This is a genomic window from Vreelandella lutescens, assembly GCF_014640815.1.
GTDB lineage: Bacteria > Pseudomonadota > Gammaproteobacteria > Pseudomonadales > Halomonadaceae > Vreelandella > Vreelandella lutescens.
On the sequence record NZ_BMHM01000002.1, the window covers coordinates 278,763 to 300,868 of the forward strand.

The window sequence follows — 22,106 nt, forward strand, 5'->3', positions numbered from 1 at the left end:
CAGGGCACTTATCACCGAGCCCGAGCATATAAGGACAAACCATGAGTTGTGTACTGTTTGAAGAGCACACCACCCAAGATGGCCATGTGATTGGCGAGATCACCCTGAACGCAGAGCGCTCCTTAAACGCGCTCACGCTGGAGATGATCGAAGAGATCTTGCCGCGCCTAAACCAGTGGCAAACCGACGAACGGGTCGTGGCCGTGCTGCTGGATAGCGCGGGCGAAAAAGCCTTCTGCGCCGGTGGCGATGTGGTCAATCTCTATAAGGCCATTCAAGGTGAAGGTGCTGCCGATTTCCCTGAGCGCTTCTTCGAGAACGAGTATCGCCTGGATTACCAGCTGCACACCTTCCCAAAACCAGTGATTTGCTGGGGCAACGGCATTGTGATGGGCGGCGGCATGGGCCTGTTAAGCGGCAGCAGCCACCGCATCGTCACCGAGACCTCCCGGCTGGCTATGCCGGAAGTGACCATTGGACTGTACCCAGATGTGGGCGCCAGCTGGTTCCTTAACCGCCTGCCCGGTGGCGCAGGGCGGTTTCTCGCCATGACCGGCGGGCAAATTAACGCGCCAGATGCGGTTCATCTAGGCCTAGCCGACCGAGCGATTGCTAGCCATCACCGCGGCGCACTGGCTGAAAAGCTATTGGACGCCAGCTGGGGCGAAGGCGAACACACCGATGCCCATGGCGTGGTGAACCGCGTGCTGCGTGAGCTAGAGCAGGTATCGCACAATGTCTTTGCTGAGATGGAAGCGCCGGTTTACAAATCATCTTCTTTAATTCGTGAGCTGATGGATCACGACACCGTCGAGCAGATGGTGGAAGCCGTGCTGGCGGTGAAGACCGATGACAAATGGTTTAGCAAAGCGCAAAAGACCTTGGCTCACGGCAGTCCTGTTTCTATCAAGCTGATTGACGAGCAGCTTAGCCGTGCCAAACACATGTCGCTGGCGGAAGTGTTTCAGTTTGAGCTTTCGCTCTCTGTACAGTGCTGCCGCCACCGGGAGTTTCCCGAAGGCGTGCGCGCGCTGCTGGTGGATAAAGACGGCCAGCCAAGCTGGACCTACCCAGATGTGGCCTCGGTTGAGCCTTCCTTTATAGACGAGCTGCTGGCCCCCGCATGGGACACTAACCCGCTGGCAGACCTTAAATAACGCACACTGCGCTCTCTACAACACGCTAATAAGGATAAAAAGATGACTACCGTTGCGTTTATTGGTTTAGGCAATATGGGCGGCCCCATGGCCGCCAACCTGGCGAAAGCTGGTTTTAACGTGCGCGCTTTTGACCTTTCCGCCCAAGCGCTGGAAACCGCTAAATCCCAAGGCTGCGACGTGGCCGCCACCGCCCAACAAGCCGCTACCGACGCCGACTTCATTATCTCCATGCTGCCCGCGGGCAAGCACGTGCGGGTGCTGTACGTGGATGGCGATGCGCCGCTGTTTGAAGTGATTAAACCAAGCGCGCTGGTAATCGATTGCTCCACCATTGACGCCGACACCGCCCGCCACGTGGCCGCTGCTGGCGCTGAAAAGGGCATCGGCTTTGTAGATGCGCCGGTTTCCGGTGGGGTAGGCGGTGCCCAAGCGGGCACGCTGACCTTTATCGTGGGCGGCTCGGAAGAACAGTTCGCTCAGGCGCAGCCAGTGCTGCAAGCCATGGGTAAAAACATCTTCCACGCAGGCGACCACGGCGCAGGGCAGGTAGCCAAAGTGTGCAACAACATGCTGCTCTCGATTCTGATGGCAGGCACCTGTGAAGCGATCAACATGGGCGTTAAAAATGGCCTCGACCCCGCCGTGCTGTCAGAAATCATGAAGCAAAGCTCGGGCGGCAACTGGGCACTGAACGTCTACAACCCCTACCCAGGGGTGATGGAAAACGCCCCCGCCTCGAAAGGCTACCAGGGCGGCTTCCAGGTGGATCTGATGATCAAAGACCTAGGCCTCGCCATGGACGTGAGCCAGCAAAGCGCCGCCCCCATCCCCATGGGCTCCGCCGCCCGTTCGCTGTTTACACTGCACAAAGCAGGCGGCAACGGAAAACTCGACTTCTCCAGCCTGCTACAGCTGTATCAGGATAAGGGTGAGTAGTGCGTGGTAAATCGTGAGGCGATGGCGTAGCGCGTGGTAACGAGCAGCGCGAGGCACCCGCGAAGGGCGGCAACGCCGCCCTGGTCGCGCCACACAACTAACCAACAACAAGGACTGCCATGATTACGCTTTGGGGCCGCAACAACTCCACCAACGTCAAAAAAGTGCTCTGGGCACTGGAAGAGCTGGAACTACCGTTCGAGCAGATCATGGCGGGCCTACACCATGGTGTAAACGACACGCCAGAATACCTCGCCATGAACCCGAACGGTCTGGTGCCGCTGCTGAAAGACGACACCACGCAAAGCGTGCTGTGGGAGTCCAACACCATTCTCCGCTACCTGGCAGCGCAGTACGGCCCCAACCACTTATGGATCGAAGAGCCCGCCAAGCGGGCGCACATGGAAAAGTGGATGGATTGGTCCAGCAGCCTGCTAACCCCCGCCCACCGCACCATTTTGATGGGCTATGTGCGCACCCCGCCGGAACAGCGCGATAGCACACTGCTAGACCCTGCCATCGCCGCCTGCGAAAAACTCTTCGCCCAGCTAGACGCCACGTTAAGCCAGCAGCGCTGGTTTTCTGGCGATGAATTCGGCCTTGCCGATATCGCCATCGCCCCGTTCACTTATAATCTATTCAACAGCTGCCTCACCTGGCAGCACAACCAGCACCTAGCGCGCTGGACAGAGCAGCTCACCGAACGCCCCGCCTACCGCAAGGTCGTGATGATTCCCGTCACCTAACAAGCCATTGAGAACTCGCCGGGTATCTTCGGCATTGAATAAAGGCAAACACCCCGTAGCGCGGCGTAACGAGCCACGCGAGGCACCCGCGAAGGGCGGCAACGCTGCCCCTGGGCTGTTATCGACATGCTCAATCAACCCTTCGGTCGTTATCACACACTCAACTTTAATGCTTGTGAGAGTGCCTGTGGGAGGGCGCTTCAGCGCGCGACGATCCAGCCACCCAAGCCCAACTAAAATCTCGCCTCCAACAACGCCAACTCCCTATTCAACCCCTTCAATACCTCACACCCCAACCCATACCGCTCAGCGCGCTCAATCAACGGCCCCAAAATCGCCTCACGCTCGGTAAGCCGCTTGGCCTCCACATCCTGCAACATCGAAGCCTTATTATTCGCGGTGTTCTCCACCACCTGCCAAACCAACGCCAGCCATGCTGCTTTACCTTCACCACCATTCGGCGGCAAAACGCCTTCCTTCGCTAAAATCGCTGCCACTTCCTTCACCACGGCCACCACTCGGCCTGAATAGGCGTCCCCACGAAGCTCACCATTTCGCACGCCATGCAGCGCCACCAGCGGGTTAATCGCCGCATTCACCGCCAATTTCTGCCACAAGCGGCTACGAATATCGCCCACCGCCGAAGCAGTAAACCCAGCCTCACTCAGCAGCGCCGCTAAGGCTTTCGCCGACCCTGCGTGCTGGTTATCCAAATCCCCAACAAACGTTGGCCCACGCCCGGCGTACACCACGCCATCATCCCCCGTTAAGTACGCCCCCTGAGTCGTGGTGGCGCACAGCACCGGCCCAGGCCACATCTGCGTAATACGCGGCTGCGCATAAAAGCCGTTCTGCCACAGCACCAACGGGGTGGAAGGGGGCAGCACGCTCGCAATACTCGAAAGCGCCGCCTCGGCGGCCATCGCTTTGGTAGTGATATGCACGAACGCAGGCGGCTCAGGTGCATCCGCTACCAACCGCTCAGCGGTGAGTGAGGTCAAGTGCTGAACATGCACTTCGCCTTCCGGTGTGGTCAGCAATTGCCGCGAGGGTAAGTCACGGCGGCCAATCACCGCCACTTCAACGAGCGAGGCTAGGGAGTGCGCCAACAAACGGCCAATGGCCCCAGGGCCAAGAATCCAGTGGGTGGTCATGGGTAAAGCATCTTCAGTAACGGGAGTGCTGACAAGCTTACCGCGTCCGGTGTGGTGTGGCTAAGGAGTGAAAAAAGGGGGGCAGTGGGACTATTTTCTAGTGACGGGGGTAAGGATAGTTTGGTAGGTTTGCAGCTAAGCTGGTTTTGTTAGTGATAGTATGTGGAAGGCTGCGATGGTGACACCAAGCAGGAATTGATGGAGTGTCAGCTTTCGACCCATAGCGGATGCCGGAGATTTAAAATCGGGAAGAAAAGGATACCGATTATATCGTGAGTACTATTGAGCCAGTTTATGTTTAAAAAAGTTAATGGTGAAACCTGAAGCAGCTTTAAGTAGTCGTGTGGTAGGTGCTAGTTGTACATGCTTAGTTTCATTTTTTTGGTAAGGAATGCGGAATATGATTGATTTTCTGAAGGTTGCGGTCAAAGCAGGATTTGGCTTAGCTGCAATAGCGGCCGCGACATTCTGGTCAATTCACGAAGGATTTATACAGGCTGATTTATTCTCTCAAATGAGTGCTGAGCAAACTTTGGTAGCATTTAAATGGTCTTCTGGGATTGCGGGTCTGTTACTCCTTGTCGCTATTTTCCTTTCGTTTTCATCAAAATCCACAGGCAAAACTATTACATCTGATAACGGTGGTGTTTCTGTCGATAACTCTGGATTTCTTAATAAGTTTAATATTTTTAAGAAAAACAAGGGTGACAAATAATGGCAGGTAAAGACATAAGGGCGGATAGAGGGGGCCTCGCTTATGATGGTTCTGGAGTTGGAAATAAACCAACGTTTAATATAAATCAAACTGCAAGGTATCGTTCTCTACTTAATCCACTTTTAGAAAAAATAATAGATAATTATGACCAAAAGCCGAAAAAATCAGATGATAACGAACTACCGGATCCTATGGAAAAGATTGAGTTTAATGACGTTAAAGTTTTTGGTGAAGAGATCAATGAATGCATAAGTTTTTTATCTGTTGTTGAGGAGCAGGTCGACGCTATTGATGATGAGGAACCAGGATCAAAGGATAAGTTTCTTAAAGCTATACACCAAAACTATAAAAATCATAGAAGAGAATTATTAATAATCAATAAGGCTGATCCGTCAAAAAAAGAAGATGTTATTAGTTTGGTGCGCTCTAACGCGGATAACCTCATACTGAGTGTGTCTAATACAGTTATAGGTTTTGCTGAAGTTGATTTACATCACTGTCCGGTCGAAGACGTCCAAGGGGCAACTAGTTTGATTGTTTGCTATGGATTCGTTAATTGCAAAATATTGGAAAGACCCGATGATTATAAGTAACTTATCAGCACCCTATAAGAGCCTTTATGTCATTGGTGCAAATATACTATTTGTATTGCGCTCCTTAGAGAATATGTCTGTCGACCCCTTAGAACTATTTGAGAAATTCAAAATCTCAAATGAAAACGTCTCGCTCGCTTATTTCAACTTTGGTTTGGATTGGCTGTATATGGTCGGTGCTATTGAGCTAACAGATTTAGGTGACATTAAATTATGCAGCTAATTAAATTGCAGGTTCTAGTCGGTAAATTAGTTAGGCGAGAGATTAAATTCCAAGATGGTATAAACATTATTACCAACTCGGAAGCATCAGGGAATCATATTGGTAAGAGTACCGCGTTACGGGTAATTAACTTTTGTCTTGGATCTGATGGTGAAAATATCTGGAACGATCCAGACTCAAGAACTACAAGCGATTCAATAAAAAAGTTCGTTACAAGTGGGAATGTAACATTTGTTTTGTACATGAATATAAGTGGCACTCCTTATTGTATAAAAAGGCGAATCATTGAAGCTCATCAGAAAACTCGCACAGTACTTAAGCGTTATAGCTGGATTAATGGCAATGAATACGATACCAATGATAAATTTCAAGAAGCCTTGGCTCCATTGCTAGGCTTTAGCATTGAGAGCCCTACCTATAGCGCAATAAAGAATCGCTTTGTCAGAATAGACAAAACTACTTCTCATGGCACGTATCGTTATTTAAACGTTCATACGTCAGATGCTTCCTATATTTCTTACTATTCATACATATTTGGATTTGCAGGGCACAGTGAACTTTCAAGGGAAATACAGCTGAGTAAGGAGAAAAAGGAGAGCGAATCTCGAATAGCCATGCTACTAAATGGTAAGACTGAGCAAGATTATAAAGACAAGCTTAAGTCTATAGATGACGATATTGAGATATTGAATCAAAAAGAGGATGCATATGATTTTAAAGATGCACAAAATGAGGGAATTACTCGCCTCAAGCACCAGAGAAAGCTAATAGCACAGGTTACAAGTGAAATCGCGCGCTTGGAAATTAGAATGAATTATGCTCGACGAACAATAGCCAACTATGCTTCCAAACAGTCCGATCTCGACGTCAATATGATTGAAGCCATCTATGCGGAGGCGAAATCACTAGTGCCTAATCTGAGCAAATCTCTAGAAGAGGTTATCAATTTTCACGACTTGGTAATACGAAAAAAATCAGAGTATGTTAATCAACAGCTCGCTGAATACACACTAGACAGGGAAAGCAAACAAGCGGAGCTAGAGGCTCTTTTAAGAGAAGAAAAATCTTTGATAAAGGCTATTTTTACTGAATCACATTTAGGTGGCTTTATTGTTATTGAGAAGGAGTTGCAGGATAAAAGAGAGGAGCGGGGAAGAGCGAGTATGATTGTAGACGAAATCGCTTCTGAAGCGAGGAAGATTAAGAAGTTAGAGTTGATAATTACAAAGCTAAGGCAGAACAATCAAGCGCATATGTCACAACTAAAAACTAATGTCGATGTATTTAATAAGGAATGCAAGGAATATACGCGCGCTTTATTCAAGAGCTTTGCTCTGAGTATAAATGTTGACACCAATAGCGCCACTAATGAACTTGAGTTTTCTATAGTTAACCAAGAGAAGGTTGCCGGTGATGGGGCGCCGCGTGCAGCTGCGCTAGCATTTGATATGGCCTTTGTAGAATACGTAAAAAATGTAAAAGAAAAATTACCTCAGTTCACACTGCAAGATCATCTAGAAGCGGCAGATCCAGATAAAATAGCTACTTTAGCTCGCATAGCTAATAAAAAGAAAATCCAAGTAGTGATGGCTATATTAAGTGATAAATTGCAATCACTTGATCAAAAGTTTATTGATGATAATACAGTGTTATGGTTAAAGCAGTCAGATAAATTTTTTAAGATCTGATAAAGTACATTTATCATCCTTAATCTCAATAGTTTGAATCGTCCCCAAAAATTTGAGGATTTTAGCTAAATTTGAGAGTCCGCTATTGGCCGATAACAGCAGTCCAGCCACAGCCACAGGTTCAATCCTAGCAATCAATGAAGGTCGCCCACAAGCTCCCCAAAATACCGCAACAAATTGAGCGGCACGCCAAACCACAACAACCCTCAGCCCGATAACCCCCCATGACCACCCACAAACCCACTCAACAGCCGCTCTATTTCCTGGGCAGGCATCGGGCGGAAGAAGAAGAACCCTTGAACGAGGTCGCAATGCATATCGCGCAGCAGTGACAACTGTTCGGCATTCTCGACGCCCTCGGCCACCACCTCCAACCCCAGCCGATGACCGATGAGGATGGCCCCCTCCATGATGGCTCTGTCCTTTGGCTGCGTGGGGGCGTCGTGGATGAAGGAGCGGTCGATCTTCAGAGCGGTGACGGGAAAGTGTTTGAGGTAGCTCAGGGAGGAGTAGCCGGTCCCGAAGTCGTCGAGAGCGATGTGAAAACCGCGATGATAGAGCCGCCGCAGGTCTTCAAGCACGGTCTCGTCGGATTCAATCAGGACATTCTCGGTCAATTCGATGCCGATATCCCGCGGCCCAAGGCCGTGACGCTGCAGCGTGTCTTCGAAGCGCTTGAGGGCATCGGGGCGCACCAGCTGGCGGCCCGAAACATTGATGTCAACGCGGTGCTCATGAAACCCTTTAGCACGCCATTCCACCTGCTGGCGGCAAGCCTCTTCGATGACCCAGTCGCCCAGACGATGAATCAAACCGGAACGCTCGGCCAGCGGGATAAACTCGGCAGGCGTGGTCATCGGGCCATCGGCAGGCTCCCAGCGTATTAAGGCCTCGAGATTCTCTATTCGCCCACTGGCCGCCGAAACCTGAGGCTGGTAGTGGAGGGAGAATTCACCGTTATCCAGGGCTTCCTCGAGGCGTGCCAAGAGATAGTGCTGGCGAACCAGCTCATCATGGAGCTTCTGTTGGAAGAAACGTACAGCACCCCGACCCTCCAGTTTGGCACGGTTCTTGGCAACATCCGCATTACGGATCAACTCGCGTGATGATTCACCATTCTCGGGAAAGAGTGCCAGACCCAGGCAAGCCGTGACCTGACGCTCCCGGCCATCCAGAATGAAAGGTCGCCGAAAGACATTCTGGACACGCCGAACAACCCGTCGGACATCGGTAGATAAGTGGGCGCAGGGGAAGGCCAGCACGAATTCATCGCTAGAGACTCGGGACACTAAGTCAGTGGCTCGCTGGCACTCTCTCAGTCGCTGAGTCAGCTCAACGAGCAGGCGATCGCCCTGATCATAGCCAAGGGCATCATTGATCTCGACGAAATGATCGATGTCTACGTAGATGGTGGCTAGGCCCTGGCCCTGGCGTCGACAGGCATCCAACAGACTGTCCAGATCGGCTTCAAACGTCTGGCGGTTAGGGAGATGGGTGAGCCTGTCGAAACGGGTGGCAAATTCCAGGTCGCGGTGGGCGCGCTTTTGGTCGGAAAGATCGACATCCACGCAGAACATCAAGGGGGCGTCGGTATGCTCATTGAGCATCAGATGCTGCGAAAAGACCGATACCAGTTCACCGCTTTTGTGCTGGAGCTCGAGTTCATCGGCGGGTATATCGACCCCTTCTTTGATCCAAGCAGCATGCGCCTGGATCATGTCATCACGCATGAAAGCAGGAATGATCAGGTCTTCCAGTAACTGTCCCAGGGCTTCCTCGGCGGCATAGCCGTAGAGACGCGTGCTACCCTCATTCCAGTAAACCACTCGCCGATCGCGATCATACCCCTGAACCGCCACCTTCGGCAGGCTCTCTAGCAGGGCACGGAATCGCTGTTCACTCTCCAGATACTGGCGGCGTACTAACTCGACTTCTTCTCTGCTGGCTTCATGCGAATCAATGCCAGCCGTTAACGTTGCCTTTGGCGACTCCAACACGAGCGCACCGGAAAACTCCCTGCGGTGTTTCTTCAGGCGCTCCGGATCTGTGTGATGTCGGGAATCGCTGGCAGTCATGGGGTCCACTTAAAAAACACTGTTAAGAGCCATCATAATGGCAACAGTAGGCACTTTGTTGTGATTATCCTACACCTAATTGTAGGAGATAACCTATACCTATACGTCATCAACATTTTGATCCTTTTTTCAACAAAATCGCTCTTTTTAAGTACATTTCTTTGACATATCCTTGCAAACCTTTTCATTTTCTTCCTGTTGACCGTGGTGTTTAAAACGGCAGCACCGGGCAATTCCGCCCAGTTAACAGGAGAATACCCACATGAAACTCGATATTCTCAGGCACGGTTTCGAACACACCTCCATGCCTGCCGATTCACTCGCCGATTATTGGCATCCAGGAGTGACCGAAGCGCTGAGGCAGCAGGATTGGGCGAAAACCGATATTCGGGAGCGAATCGACCTAGCCGCCTGGCAAGGGTTTACCGCAGACCTGCCGCGCGATCCCTATGTCAATCAGCGATGGAAGCGGATGTCATGGCTCGCTTTGAATGATCAGGGGGACATAGAGGAGATGGGCCAATGCCCCATGGCCCAGGGAGGTGCCTTTAACGATGCTGAAAGCATGGCGGATCGCCTGCGCTACTATGATCCGCTGACGGAAGAATTCTTGGCACGCTCTGATGTGAAGGCCTTCGTTCACGCCTGGGCAAGGCTGTGGAGTATCGGTGCGCACGAACCTATCCTGATGCAGATCACCGGGGTTCGTGGGGAAGGCAGCATCGACCCCCTGCAAGGGCAGGGGATTCATGCCGATGGCTGCAAGGCCCTTAGCATTCTGGTCCTCAATCGGGAAAACGTGGCGGGTGCCGAAAATCACCTCTACGCGGACAAGGCAGGCACGCAGCCCTTGGTCGATATCACCCTGAATCCGGGTGATATCCTTCATCTGCGTGATGACCGGCTATTCCACAGTGTCGACGGGATCGAACAGCTTAAAAGTGAGGTACCCTTTGAGAGGTTTATCATCATCATTAACAGCCGTTTCGTGGATGACTTCCAGAACCGCATGTTGCGCCGCTACTTCCCGGAAGCGGTCCTCAATGAGAGCTATGGACACTCTCGGTAAATTGAGCGCCTAGCAATACCAACGCCCCCGGAGTGTCGTTCAGAGCTCCGGGGGCGTTTTGTTTGGGGGAGTGGGATTAAGGAGCGCGAAGCGGCTTATACTCTGTTGCACGTTTCTTAATTCAGACGAGTCCTACCGATGCATCGGCGATGTGTATTACCTTTTTTCCTGGCGGGGCTGTTGGGCTTGTTGTCGGGTTGTGGGGAAACGCCTACCGGGCGTTCTCAACTGGCGTTGGTGCCTGGCCCGTTAATGGCGGATATGGGGGCAGACGCCTTTGATCAGCTACGCAATACCCAGCCGATCAGCCGCGATGCGCAAGCGAACCGGCTGGTGCAGTGCGTGGCAGAAAAAATAGTGGCAGGTGCGGAGGCGAGCTACCCAGGGCTCGATTTCCCCGAGCGCTGGGAGGTGGTGCTGTTTGATGAACCATCCCCTAACGCGTTTGCGCTACCGGGCGGGCGTATCGGTGTGCATAGCGGCCTGTTGCAGGTGGCGGAAACCCCTGCCCAGCTTGCCGCCGTGATGGGGCATGAAGTGGCCCACGTACTGGCCGACCACGGCAATGAACGCTTAACCCAACAGCTGGGCATTAAGGCCGTGTTGCTGGTGGTGGGGTTGCTGGGGGAAGGGGAGTTTGGCAATCAGCAGTTGATGCAAGCGCTGGGGGTGGGGGCGCAATTAGGTATTAGCCTACCGTTTAGCCGTACCCACGAAGAAGAAGCGGATTTGATGGGCGTGGAGATTATGGCCCGTGCGGGCTTTGACCCGCAGCAGAGCGTGGCGCTGTGGCAAAACATGGCGGCGGCGGGTAGCAGCCAGCCACCGGAGTTTTTGTCTACTCACCCGGCTCATGAATCGCGCATTCGAGTGCTGCAAGAGGCGCTTGAAGAGGCCAACGCTACTTACCGCACCGTGACTCCGGCGCAGTGCTAAATGTTTTATCGCCCTATGTTCGCGAACGAACAGTGAGCCTCTAACTTAAAGCGCAAGGTAGCTGTGAACGGGGCAAAGGAATTGCCCAAACAAGGACGTTACGCTAAGCGCTGCAAGGAATGCAGCGCAATCTTTTAATACTCCCACTTGCCGCTTCTCTTTTTAATTGTGTTGCTTATACGGTTGATATCTGCAAGTGAGATTAAGCGCACCTATCCAATGTGCCAAGAAGGTGATATGCCTATATCTACCGGTAGCCAAGATTGCTTGACCGATTTAACGCAATTTGGCGCAGACCCTGGGTTGCTTCACGCTTACACGTATATACCCCAAAGTTATTCAAAAAATGGGCCGCTAGTGGTGGTGCTTCATGGCAGCACTCAGTCGGCGGAAAGTTATAATCGTGGAGCGGGTTGGTCTGAATTGGCCGACCAGTGTGGGGCGGCGCTGCTTTATCCTGAGCAACGAAAAACCAATAACCCTATTAGCAGTTTTAACTGGTTCAAGTCGGGGGATAGCCGCCGTGATGCCGGTGAACCGCTCTCTATTCACCATATGATTGAGCGCGTCATCAGTGAGCACGCGATTGACCCTGCGCGTGTGTTTATCACGGGAATGTCATCGGGCGGGGCCATGACCTCGGTGATGTTAGCGACGTATCCTGAAGTGTTCGCGGGCGGTGCCATCATCGCAGGTTTACCCTATCGTAGCGCGGATAACTTAATGCAGGCGGCCATTCGCATGAAGGGCTATGGTGGTCCATCCGACCATAAGCTTGATGCGCTGGTACGAGAAGCCTCAACCTTTGAAGGCCCGTGGCCCACCATCTCTGTGTGGCATGGTGGCAGTGATTCTACAGTGGCCACTGCAAATGCCGATTCTATTGTGCGCCAGTGGCAGCAAATCCATCAGGTTGAGGGGCCGCCAACACGGATAGAAACCGTCGAGGGGGTTCCTCGCCAGGTATGGTGCAACGATAAAGGGCGTGAAGTCATCGAAGAATACATCATTGAAGGCATGGGGCATGGCACGCCCATTATGGCCGGCGGTGATGATGGGCTTGGTGAGGAAGATAAATACATGCTGGAGGTTGGGATTTCTTCGACCCGCCAGATCGCTCGCTTCTGGGGGCTTGTAGCGTAAGCATCCATAAAGACGTTTCTGATTTAGCTATTACCCCCCTCATTACTGCGCGATAGCGCTCACCTTCTGACCGATTGGTAAACGTGGAAACCAACGCCAGGCACATTCGCCTTTTGCAGTGTATGGTGTGCAAAAAGCGGGTGGGGCATGGCATCGCTATTTATACCGTTAACTTGGTAGTGACCAAGTTAACGGCTGGGCGCTGTCTACCGTCTATAAAAGCGTTGCCGTGTTAATGGGGAGAGTTGGGCTGTGCTGTTACAAAAAAAACAGTATCGGGTGCATGGGTTAACGGGTCAATTTTGCGATGCCAGCCGTGAGCTGATTTATCGTCGGTCCATCCACGAAAGGGTGAGAGAGGAGTTCAGCCTTGCCGTGAGCGTGGCCGCCAGTGTATTTGGGATGTTCGCGATCGCGGATTACTACTTGCTGGGGTTTACCAGCGCGTTTTATATGCTGCTGACCATGCGTGTGGTGGTGGTCAGTCTTTGTTTGTGGGTGGCGTATATAGTGCGGCGCGGGGGTATTAGTGATGACCGCTCTTGGCTACATGCTGTACCGCTTTGGTTATTCGCGACGGGTATCATTTTAATTGTGCCGCTACGCCCTGAGAGCCTATCCACGCAAACCACTGCCGTAGTGGTGGCAACTATGGCGTTCTGTCTGCTAATTCCCAATCGTTTAACGGTGGTTGCTGCGGCTAGCCTTTATCTGAATATAGGCTTTTTAGTGGCGGCGGTGCTGTTTGCTAAGCTCGCCCCCATACCGACGCTGTTGCTCTCGCTGCTGCTGATTATGGGCATGGTGGTAGGTTTTTGCGCGTTGCTTCGATTAGAAATCCTGCAGCGCAAGCAGTATGCGTTGCTGCATGAGGAGCGGGAGCAAAACCTTCAGCTGCACCAAGAGATTGCCCATCGTGAATCGCTGGAAGAGCAGCTACGAGTGCTCGCAGAAAGAGATGCGTTAACGAAGCTTAATAATCGCGGCCACTTTATGAACGTGGCTAAAAAACTATTGCAGCGCTCTCAAGCCGATCATGTACCGTTCAGCCTCTTTATGATCGATGTAGATCACTTTAAACAGATTAACGATACTTGGGGGCATAGTTATGGAGATTGGGTGCTGATTAGAGTCGCCGAAGTATGCGCGGAAGCGCTCCGCCCATCCGATGTGATTGGACGTTTTGGCGGCGAGGAGTTTGTGGTGGCCCTACCTAATACCAGCACAAGCGATGCACAAAGAGTGGCAGAACGGCTGAAGCAGCGGGTGGCAGAGCTGGCGTTCACTGATGAAATGAGCGAGCTAAGCCTGAGTGTCACCATCGGCCTAGCAACGACGAATGCCGACGAGAGCAACCTTGAGGCGCTGATTAAGCGCGCGGATGACATGCTTTACGTGGGTAAACGCAGTGGGCGAGATCAAGTCGTGGTCTGCCGTGATGGTTTACGCCAAGACTGAGCTAGAAAAGAAAGACGACGAACACACAGTCTCTACTGCCTGTCTTAAGCGTATTCCACCTTGAAAACAGGTTGCTGTGCGATGCCGTCATCTTGGTTATTGATACTTGCCGATGTTGTGCTGGTGCTCCATGTGCTGTTCGTCGCCTTCGTGGTGGCTGGCTTGGGTGCTGTTTACTTGGGGCATTGGCGGCGTTGGGCATGGGTGTATCACCGGCCGTTTCGGTTGCTTCATTTGAGCGCGATTGGCTATGTGGTGTTGCAGGCCTGGTGGGGAATGGTCTGCCCGTTAACCACCTGGGAGATGGCGCTACGTGCTGAAGCGGGCGTTGCTACCTATGCGGGGTCGTTTATTCAGCACTGGCTGCATCGTGTGTTGTACTTCACCGCGCCGGAGTGGGTGTTTGTGGTGGTTTACACGCTGTTTGGGGGGTTAGTGCTAGCAAGTTGGTGGCTAGTGCCACCGCGTGCGCGCCAGCGTTAGTTTGCTTATGCTGCTTCGGTGTTACTATTTTGAACAGTAACTATCATCACCGTCGCTTCTAAAAGGAATGAATATGACGCTTACTTTGATTATCGTTTTTGCGGTAATGGCAGTTTTGGCCGTGTATGTAGTGGGGATTTATAACCGTTTGGTGTCGCTGCGCAACCGCTTCCAAAATAGCTTTGCGCAAATAGAGGTGCAGCTGAAACGGCGTCACGACTTGATTCCCAATTTGGTGGAAACCGCCAAAGGGTATCTAAACCACGAGCGGGAAACGCTACAGGCAGTCATTGAAGCGCGTAATACAGCGGCGGCAGGCTTGAAGGCCGCGGCAGCCAACCCTGGCAGTGCTCAGGCCATTGCGCAGCTAGGCGGGGCCGAAGGTGCGCTCACTCAAGCCATGGGGCGTTTGAACGTGGTGATGGAAGCCTACCCGGATCTAAAAGCTTCGCAGAACATGCAGCAGCTTTCTGAAGAACTCATCAGCACGGAAAACAAGGTGGCGTTTGCCCGCCAGGCATTTAACGATGCGGTGATGCACTACAACACCTACCGCCAGAGCTTTCCTCCCATTGCGGTCGCGGGCATGTTGGGCCACGGGCAGGATGCGACGCTGCTGTCTTTTGAAGACAGCGCCCAGCTGCAAACAGCGCCGACAGTCTCGTTTTAAGCCACCGGCAGGGAATCACCACGCATGGATTTTTTTACTGCCCAGGAGCAAGCTCGTCGTCAAACAGGCCGTTTAGTGGTGTTGCTGGTATTGGCGGTGCTGGCGCTAATTGCCGTGACCACGCTGGTGGTGGCCGTGGTGCTGTATATGGCGGGGATAGGAGGCGCGCACTCCCAGCCCCAGCCGACGCTACAAGGCATGATGGCACTGCTCTCTTGGGAGCTACTGGCAAGCGTAGCGGTGGGCGTGGTGGCCCTGGTCGGTTTGGGTGGCTTATTTAAACGGCGGCAGCTGCGCCGAGGCGGCAAGGCCGTGGCGGAGGCGTTGGGCGGGCGCGAAATCAACCTCAATACCCGAGATAGCGATGAGCGCCGCATACTCAATGTGGTAGAAGAAATGGCCATCGCTTCCGGCACGCCCGTGCCTTCGGTGTATGTGCTGGAAGAGGAGGGGATAAACGCCTTTGCGGCGGGCTACCAGCCCGGCGATGCGGTGATTGGCATGACCCGTGGGGCGATTCGTCAGCTCAGCCGGGATGAGCTTCAGGGCGTGGTGGCCCACGAATTTAGTCATATTCTGCACGGCGACATGCGCTTAAATATCCGGCTGGTCAGCCTTCTTCACGGTATTTTGTTGATTGGTTTGGCCGGCGGTATGTTGCTACGCAGCCTGCGTTTTCGGCGTATGGGCGGTAATAAGCGCGATAACTCTGCTGCCTTGGTGATGGGCTTGGGGGCAGCCCTAATGCTGATTGGTTATGCGGGCACCTTCTTTGGCAACCTTATGAAGTCGGCGGTTAGCCGCCAGCGGGAGTACTTAGCCGATGCCGCCGCGGTGCAATACACCCGTAACCCTCAGGGCATTGGCGGTGCCTTGGTGAAGATAGGTGCCAACGCGAAAGGCTCTGCGCTGGCAGCCCCTCAGACCGCTGAGTTTAGCCACCTGTTGTTTAGCCAGGGCATCAAGCAGGGGTTTAGCCGTTTTATGGCCACGCACCCGCCGCTAAAAACACGCATTCAGCGGGTGATGCCAGGCTGGGATGGCCAATTTGTGGCCCTAAAGCCTGCTCCTGGCGTAACTGTTGAGCCAGATCAGTCGCCTCAATCCACTGCGGGTGCTGGGGGTCGAGCAAGCGTGAGAGATAACGTGCGGGCGAGCCTAGAAAACGCAGGCGCTCCCCATGCTGGGAGCATGGCCACTGTCTTGAGTGCTGCCTCGGTGCAAATGGCCATTGGGGCTATGGGCCAACCCGACCAGCGCCACGTGGCCCAGGCGCAAACCGTGCTCAGCGCTTTGCCTGCGGCGCTGAAAACCGCCGCCCATGAGCCCTACACGGCCCGAGCGCTCATATATGCCATGCTGCTGAGCGAAAACGACGCACAGCGGCAGCATCAGTTGGCGGTGTTGGAAAACATCGCACTGCCGGATGTGTTTACCGAGCTGCACACCTTAATGGCGGACGTAGCCCGCTTGGACGTACAGCTGCGCCTGCCATTGATTGAGCTTACTCTGCCCGCCTTAACCTCGCTGACCATCGAACAGGCCCAGCACTTCAGGCTCTGCATGGAGCGCTTGATTCATAGCGACGGCCACGTGAGCCTGTTTGAATGGACGCTGTACCAGCTACTGCTGAGCCACTTGAGTGAACACCATGGCGGTGCCGAAAACCTAACCCTTCAAGCGTGTGAGCGGGAGTGCCAACGGCTGTTGAGCGTATTAGCGGCGGCAGGGCTTGAGCAAGGGCTTGAGTCAGTGCAAGAGCGCGCGAGCGAGATGGCCCACGCGTTACATGCCGCTCAGCAGGTGCTGCCGTTTGAGCTGGCCGCTGTGGAGGATGCTGACGACATGCAGGCGTTAAGCCTTGCCGTAGAACGGCTGCGCCGTTTGAAACCGCTGCAAAAGTCGCTGCTGCTTCAATCCATGGCCCGCTGCATTGAGCATGATGGCCGTATACGCCCCGCCGAGGCGGAGCTGTTTCGTGCCATTGCCGATATGCTGGGCTGCCCAGTGCCGCCGTTGCTAGGGGGCGGCACTGAAGAGCAGGCCGTTCTTGCTGAGTAAATCAGCCTTTCATCACTGATGTTTCTGGCTCGCCAGCCAATGGGGGTGTACTAAACTTTGTGCATCCCCCTTTAGCTTGGGAGCCTTTCCATGCGGCACCTCACCCTAATGCGTCATGCCAAGGCTAAACAGCCTAGCGGCGATATGACCGACCACCAGCGCCCGCTAAATAAACGCGGCGTGCGCCAAGCAGAAGCCATGGCCCATGTGCTCCAACGCTGGCAGGCGCTTGAGGGCAAAATGTGTGTGAGTACAGCAGTGCGCACGCGGCAAACCTTTGATGTGATTGAAGCCCAGCATTTAGAGCGGAAGTTGGACAGTCATGTACTTCTAGATGACGCGCTTTACACCTTTGAAGGCGAGGCGCTGCTGGAGTGGCTCAAAGCATTACCAACGAGTATCGAGCGGGTACTCCTCATAGGCCACAACCCAGCGTTGGTAGAGTTGGCACATTGGCTGAACGAGGAAGCGCCGACCTCGCTGCCCACTGGCAGTGTATTGCACTTCACGCTGCCTGATACCCCTTGGCACGCATTAGAGAAAGGCAGCGCAGAACTTGCCGGTGGCCTAATGCCTGAAACTGCCAGTTACGCTCTATTTAAGCGCCGCGCTGCTGAACCTCCCTCAACCAACAGCGATACCGCAAGCCGCCTGCATGAGGCTCTAACGTACCAGTTTGAGCGAGTGAAGGCGTTAAAACCGGGCGTTATGGCGGGGGTGGACCCTGAATTCCTTCACCAGTACCGAGTCAGCCTGCGCCGCAGCCGAGCGATGCTGGAATCCCTGCGTGCCATTACCAAAGTACCTGGGCTGAAAAAACGCTTAAAACAGCTTAAACAGCACGCCAGCGCTACCAGTGATCTTCGCGATTTGGATGTGTTTTTAGAGGAGCTTAATCACACGGAGCCGCCGCTTTCTGCTAGTGCCCAGCAGCGCCTGCGTCAGTGGCTACAGGATTGCCAGCGGGCGGAACATACGGCTCTGTGCCAACAGCTAAACGCGCCGGGCTACCTAGAGGCACTGGAGGAGTGGCAGCGCTGGCTGGTTTCAGAGACCTGTGAACAGGCGCTGGCGACATTATCGTCCAAGCGTATTCAAGCAGTGCTTGATGAGCGCTTAGTTCGCCACCATGAAGATGTGGCGGCGCTCTCTTTAGACTCCCCAGATGAGGCCTTTCACGAACTGCGTAAAGGCGTTAAACGCATTCGCTATCTTGCCGATTTACACCCGACCACTTCCAAAGCGCTGTTAGCGGGGTTAAAGCAACGCCAGCGTCTGCTGGGTGGGCACCAAGACCTCTGCGTGCGCCAAGCGTGGTTAGAAGCCTTCAACGTCAGCAAAGAGGGTACTCCAGAAGAGCGCCAGGAGTGTGCCCGGTGGCAGGCAGCACTGGAGGCCCAGAAGCAAACGTTGCGTAAAAAAGTGCTGGCGCTAAAGCCGCTGGCAAGTGGTTAGCTATACCCATGAGTGGCACGCTTGCCACTCATACTCCCAAAATATATGATTCGTATATATTATGTATTCGTTTCATATATTGGGTGAAGTGATGGGTATCGTCAAAATCAATGATCAGTTGCATGAAGAGCTACGTAAAGCGAGTGGCGTGATGGTACGTTCCATCAATGCCCAGGCGGAGTACTGGATCAAAATCGGCATGCTGGCGGAGGCGAACCCCGGCATGACGTTTTCTGACATTATGCGTGAGCAAATGAAGCAAGCCGACGTGGATGTCAGGAAGGTGGTGGGTGAGTAAGGTCACGCTGAAAACTCCCGAGGAGCTTGCGTTGATGCGCTCAGCAGGGCGGCTGCTGGCGCAGGTGTTTAGCTATTTAGACGCACGCATTGAGCCGGGTATTTCGACGATGGATATCAACCGCTGGGCCGAGCGTTATATCGTCGATGAGCTGCACGCTCGACCGGCCAGTAAAGGCCAATACGACTACCCCTATGTGTTGAATGCCTCGGTGAACCATGTGGTATGCCACGGCATTCCCTCAGAGACTCAGTTATTGGCTTCAGGGGATATCGTTAATGTGGATATCACGCTTGAGAAAAACGGTTTTATTGCTGATTCCAGCAAAACGTATTTGGTGGGAGACGTGACGCCTAATGCTAAGCGACTGGTCGACAAAACCTATGAAGCCATGTGGCGGGGCATTCAGGCCGTTAAGCCCGGTGCCACGCTGGGAGACGTGGGGCATGCCATTCAGAGCCATGCCGAGCGTCACGGCTACTCGGTAGTGCGCGAATATTGTGGCCACGGCATTGGTCGTGAAATGCATGAAGAGCCCCAAGTGCTGCATTACGGTAAGCCGGGCAAAGGCCTCACGCTGAAGGAAGGAATGGTGTTCACCATTGAGCCCATGATCAATATGGGCAAAGCTAAAATCAAAACCAAGCGGGATGGTTGGACCGTTGTCACCAGCGATAAAAAACTCTCCGCCCAGTGGGAACATACCGTTGCCGTCACGGCCACTGGCGTCGAGGTACTGACGCTGCGCGATGACGAGCCAATTCCCACCTTTCCCGATGATTCGAGGGCTCAACCCCTCTCTGGCGAAGCGCCTCAAGTGCGTTAAGCTGAAACGGCGGACACTCTTATGTGCCCGCCGTTTGCGTTAATGCTCAAAGAAAAGGATGTCGATGATGGCGAAAAAACCAACAGGTAAGGGCAGCACACCCGCACAGCAGCCGCGTGCCACCGTCTCTTGTGGTACCGAAAAGCTGCTGCTGGACGCTCTAGAACGCGGGGGAAGCTGTCTAGAAACAGGGCGTTTTTTGATTAGCTATCGCGATGGCCAAGTGGAAGAGGGCATCAAGGCGCTCAAGGCCCTGAACTTCCGCGTGGCGGATGCCCGCGACTTCACCGACCAAGCGGTGAGCCTGGAAGACGCTGGAGACGCGGAAGCCATGGTGTTTCCCGAAATTGGTGTGGCGCTGATTGGCGGTGACGCCTTAGAGCAGCACGGGATGAGCGTGCTGGATAAGCTCGCGGCGGACAGCCCCATTGAAATCATTGAGCCGGAGTACTTTGCGTTTTCGGAGAACTCCGAGTATTTACGCGGCTTTTTACGCGCCGCCACGGTGATTGCGCGGGATTTGGGCGTTGAGCTGGATGCTGATGAAGGGCAGTCAGAGCTTGAAGCGGCGCTTCGGCCTACATGGGGGTTAAAACGTTGCAAGGTGCCGCAGAGCCGTTGGAGCGGGGCGGGTATCAAAGTGGCTGTGTTGGACACCGGTATGGATCTGGGGCACCCAGATTTTGCCGACAGAGAATTTGTGACCCGCTCGTTTGTGGGAGAGGCCGTTCAGGATATGAACGGGCACGGCACCCACTGCATTGGCACAACCTGTGGCCCCCAAAACCCAAGTGATACTACGCCGCGCTACGGCATTGCTTATGAAGCGCAGATTCTAGTGGGTAAGGTGCTCACCAATTCAGGCAGCAGTACCGGGGCGGGAGTGCTGGCAGGTTTGAACTGGGCGATTGCCAACCGCTGTGAAGTGATTTCGATGTCGTTAGGGAGCCAAAGCCCGGTGCAAGCTGCCTACACCCATGCCGGGGCGGCGGCGCTGCGTAACGATTGCCTGGTGATTGCCGCAGCGGGGAATGCCGCCACACAAACGGGGGCTCCGGCCAATTCACCCACGGTGATGTCGGTAGCTTCCTTAGATCCCAACTTATCGCCCTCTAGCTTTTCTAATCATGGAAAAATCGAAATTGCCGCCCCAGGCCGAGATGTTTTTTCGGCGTGGCCCCGGCCTACGCGTCATAAATCGATTAGTGGCACCAGCATGGCCGCGCCGCACGTGGCGGGCTGTGCAGCGCTTTGGGCGCAGTCGGATGCTTCCCTACGTGGGCGAAAGCTATGGGAGCAGTTGATAGCGTCAGCCAAATCTTTGCCACTGCCTGACACCCAAGTGGGCGTCGGGCTGGTACAAGCCCCTTAACCATCACGCCGCGCTGGGCGTTTATATTCACATGCCCAGCGCACACTGTGGAGAGACGTTCCATGGCAACGGTCACGCTATGGTTGATCACGATTTCCAGCGATCAGCCCATCCATGACATCGCCACCCGCCTCAGCGCGGAAGGGCTGACTATTCGAGAAGTGCTAGAGGAAATCGGCTGCATTACCGGTGCCGCCGACGACGCCACGGCAGAGCGGCTAAAGCAGGTGAAAGGCGTGGTGGATATATCACCGGATATGCCCATGGATATCGGCCCGCCAGGGGCAAGTGAGACGTGGTGATGTTTATTTTTAGATGTTACAGGCGTTCGGAGTTGATGATGGCGAAAGCCGGTGAGCAGCTCATCGCACCTTACTGCCTAAATAAAATGGCGCTTAAATTTTTCGTGGTTTTCAATGTTGCTACGCACATCAGCTTCGTCCCAGATTTGCAGCTCCCAGGGGAAGGAGAAGTTGCTTCTGTTTTTAAAATAGACGTGGAGACCACGGTCCCCCTCTTTATCGCGTAGATACCAGTTTTTTAACCCGAGCTTGTCTTGCCACTCATCCAGCAGCTCCATCACCCTGTTCACGTCATCGGCGGTTAGCACGATGCGAGCACCAAAAATATCGTTTAGCCAGTTGTTGACCGGATATTGATCTTCGCGGTTTGAAAAGCGTTCGATTTTGTCATCAATGCTCTCGCGCGTTTTTACGCGATAAAAATATTTGATGTCGATGTCTGCTGCCATCAGGTAGTCGTTAATGCTCTCATGCAGGGTGAGGCGATATTGATAAATATGTGTGGCGGGAACCTGCCGAATGGTTCGGGAAAGATTGAGTTTGGCAATTTTTCCAGTTTCAAAATAATCCCTAGAAAAATCCGCGTGCAGGCGATTGATTTCACTGACGAGTTGTTGAGTCTGGCTGATTTTGTCCATGCATTGCCTCTTTACTTGAGGGCTGTGTCTCCGGCTTAGGAAAGCTGAACAGCGGATCGAGGTAGTGATCGTATCGCTTTTTGAGGACATTAAGCTCGGGGGACA

General features: G+C 53.5%; 22 protein-coding genes. 19 read left to right on the forward strand and 3 right to left on the reverse strand.

Annotated elements, in window-relative coordinates; all coding sequences use genetic code 11:
- The first annotated feature begins 41 nt into the window (after window positions 1–41).
- The 3 genes from IEW65_RS05580 to IEW65_RS05590 all read left to right on the forward strand — a co-directional run bounded on the left by IEW65_RS05580 (window position 42) and on the right by IEW65_RS05590 (window position 2,842).
- The gene (locus IEW65_RS05580; protein ID WP_188638505.1) at window positions 42–1,157 is read left to right on the forward strand and encodes an enoyl-CoA hydratase/isomerase family protein; all 1,116 of its coding nucleotides are present in this window, start codon (window positions 42–44) and stop codon (window positions 1,155–1,157) included.
- 42 nt (window positions 1,158–1,199) lie between these two features.
- The gene (gene mmsB / locus IEW65_RS05585) at window positions 1,200–2,096 is read left to right on the forward strand and encodes a 3-hydroxyisobutyrate dehydrogenase (RefSeq protein WP_188638506.1); all 897 of its coding nucleotides are present in this window, start codon (window positions 1,200–1,202) and stop codon (window positions 2,094–2,096) included.
- A 119-nt stretch (window positions 2,097–2,215) separates the two neighbouring features.
- Window positions 2,216–2,842, forward strand: coding sequence for a glutathione S-transferase family protein (locus IEW65_RS05590; protein WP_188638507.1), 627 nt, complete (start codon window positions 2,216–2,218; stop codon window positions 2,840–2,842).
- Between the two features lie 233 nt (window positions 2,843–3,075).
- Here the strand turns inward: IEW65_RS05590 and IEW65_RS05595 are convergent, their stop codons facing one another.
- Entirely contained in the window at window positions 3,076–3,996 is a 921-nt protein-coding gene (locus tag IEW65_RS05595; RefSeq protein ID WP_188638508.1) for a ketopantoate reductase family protein, read from the reverse strand.
- 400 nt (window positions 3,997–4,396) lie between these two features.
- On the opposite strand from IEW65_RS05595, the gene IEW65_RS05600 reads away from it, so the two are divergent.
- The 4 genes from IEW65_RS05600 to IEW65_RS05610 are packed head-to-tail and all read left to right on the forward strand — an operon-like array spanning window position 4,397 to window position 7,215.
- Window positions 4,397–4,711 carry a hypothetical protein gene (locus IEW65_RS05600; RefSeq protein WP_188638509.1) on the forward strand — a complete coding sequence of 105 codons (315 nt, stop codon included), beginning with the start codon at window positions 4,397–4,399 and terminating at the stop codon, window positions 4,709–4,711.
- Window positions 4,711–5,304 (forward strand): hypothetical protein, encoded by a 594-nt coding sequence (locus IEW65_RS05605; protein WP_188638510.1) that lies wholly within the window; start codon window positions 4,711–4,713, stop codon window positions 5,302–5,304. The genes IEW65_RS05600 and IEW65_RS05605 overlap by 1 nt, the downstream gene beginning before the upstream one ends.
- Complete coding sequence (locus IEW65_RS17210; protein WP_422822604.1) at window positions 5,291–5,527, forward strand: ABC-three component system middle component 6; 237 nt, start codon at window positions 5,291–5,293, stop codon at window positions 5,525–5,527. The genes IEW65_RS05605 and IEW65_RS17210 overlap by 14 nt, the downstream gene beginning before the upstream one ends.
- Window positions 5,518–7,215, forward strand: a complete 1,698-nt coding sequence (locus IEW65_RS05610) for a DUF2326 domain-containing protein (protein WP_188638511.1) — start codon at window positions 5,518–5,520, stop codon at window positions 7,213–7,215. The genes IEW65_RS17210 and IEW65_RS05610 overlap by 10 nt, the downstream gene beginning before the upstream one ends.
- Before the next feature lie 206 nt (window positions 7,216–7,421).
- On the opposite strand, the gene IEW65_RS05615 is transcribed toward IEW65_RS05610, so the two are convergent.
- Entirely contained in the window at window positions 7,422–9,290 is a 1,869-nt protein-coding gene (locus IEW65_RS05615; RefSeq protein ID WP_188638512.1) for a putative bifunctional diguanylate cyclase/phosphodiesterase, read from the reverse strand.
- A 262-nt stretch (window positions 9,291–9,552) separates the two neighbouring features.
- Here IEW65_RS05615 and IEW65_RS05620 point away from each other — a divergent pair, with 262 nt between their 5' ends.
- From IEW65_RS05620 to IEW65_RS05675, 12 genes are all read left to right on the forward strand, one after another.
- Complete coding sequence (locus tag IEW65_RS05620) at window positions 9,553–10,359, forward strand: 2OG-Fe dioxygenase family protein (RefSeq protein WP_188638513.1); 807 nt, start codon at window positions 9,553–9,555, stop codon at window positions 10,357–10,359.
- Between the two features lie 138 nt (window positions 10,360–10,497).
- A complete protein-coding gene (locus IEW65_RS05625) occupies window positions 10,498–11,295 on the forward strand; it encodes a M48 family metallopeptidase (protein ID WP_188638514.1) in 798 nt (265 codons plus the stop codon).
- Between the two features lie 237 nt (window positions 11,296–11,532).
- Window positions 11,533–12,438, forward strand: a complete 906-nt coding sequence (locus tag IEW65_RS05630; RefSeq protein ID WP_188638515.1) for an extracellular catalytic domain type 1 short-chain-length polyhydroxyalkanoate depolymerase — start codon at window positions 11,533–11,535, stop codon at window positions 12,436–12,438.
- Between the two features lie 252 nt (window positions 12,439–12,690).
- Window positions 12,691–13,896: a GGDEF domain-containing protein gene (locus IEW65_RS05635; protein ID WP_188638516.1), complete on the forward strand. Its 1,206-nt coding sequence runs from the start codon at window positions 12,691–12,693 to the stop codon at window positions 13,894–13,896.
- Window positions 13,897–13,977: 81 nt separating this feature from the next.
- A complete protein-coding gene (locus IEW65_RS05640) occupies window positions 13,978–14,379 on the forward strand; it encodes a DUF2784 domain-containing protein (protein WP_188638517.1) in 402 nt (133 codons plus the stop codon).
- Window positions 14,380–14,452: 73 nt separating this feature from the next.
- Window positions 14,453–15,049, forward strand: coding sequence for a LemA family protein (locus IEW65_RS05645; protein ID WP_188638518.1), 597 nt, complete (start codon window positions 14,453–14,455; stop codon window positions 15,047–15,049).
- Window positions 15,050–15,073: 24 nt separating this feature from the next.
- A complete protein-coding gene (locus IEW65_RS05650; protein WP_188638519.1) occupies window positions 15,074–17,110 on the forward strand; it encodes a M48 family metallopeptidase in 2,037 nt (678 codons plus the stop codon).
- 90 nt (window positions 17,111–17,200) lie between these two features.
- Window positions 17,201–18,565, forward strand: a complete 1,365-nt coding sequence (locus IEW65_RS05655) for a CHAD domain-containing protein (RefSeq protein ID WP_188638520.1) — start codon at window positions 17,201–17,203, stop codon at window positions 18,563–18,565.
- 91 nt (window positions 18,566–18,656) lie between these two features.
- Window positions 18,657–18,863 carry a ParD-like family protein gene (locus IEW65_RS05660; RefSeq protein WP_188638878.1) on the forward strand — a complete coding sequence of 69 codons (207 nt, stop codon included), beginning with the start codon at window positions 18,657–18,659 and terminating at the stop codon, window positions 18,861–18,863.
- Window positions 18,856–19,689 (forward strand): type I methionyl aminopeptidase, encoded by an 834-nt coding sequence (gene map, locus IEW65_RS05665; RefSeq protein ID WP_188638521.1) that lies wholly within the window; start codon window positions 18,856–18,858, stop codon window positions 19,687–19,689. The genes IEW65_RS05660 and map overlap by 8 nt, the downstream gene beginning before the upstream one ends.
- A 64-nt stretch (window positions 19,690–19,753) precedes the next feature.
- Complete coding sequence (locus IEW65_RS05670; RefSeq protein ID WP_229755482.1) at window positions 19,754–21,061, forward strand: S8 family serine peptidase; 1,308 nt, start codon at window positions 19,754–19,756, stop codon at window positions 21,059–21,061.
- A gap of 62 nt (window positions 21,062–21,123) precedes the next feature.
- Window positions 21,124–21,363: a hypothetical protein gene (locus IEW65_RS05675; protein WP_188638522.1), complete on the forward strand. Its 240-nt coding sequence runs from the start codon at window positions 21,124–21,126 to the stop codon at window positions 21,361–21,363.
- A 77-nt stretch (window positions 21,364–21,440) separates the two neighbouring features.
- Here IEW65_RS05675 and IEW65_RS05680 read toward each other — a convergent pair whose 3' ends face one another.
- Window positions 21,441–22,001, reverse strand: coding sequence for a nucleotidyltransferase family protein (locus IEW65_RS05680; protein ID WP_188638523.1), 561 nt, complete (start codon window positions 21,999–22,001; stop codon window positions 21,441–21,443).
- Window positions 22,002–22,106: the final 105 nt, after the last annotated feature.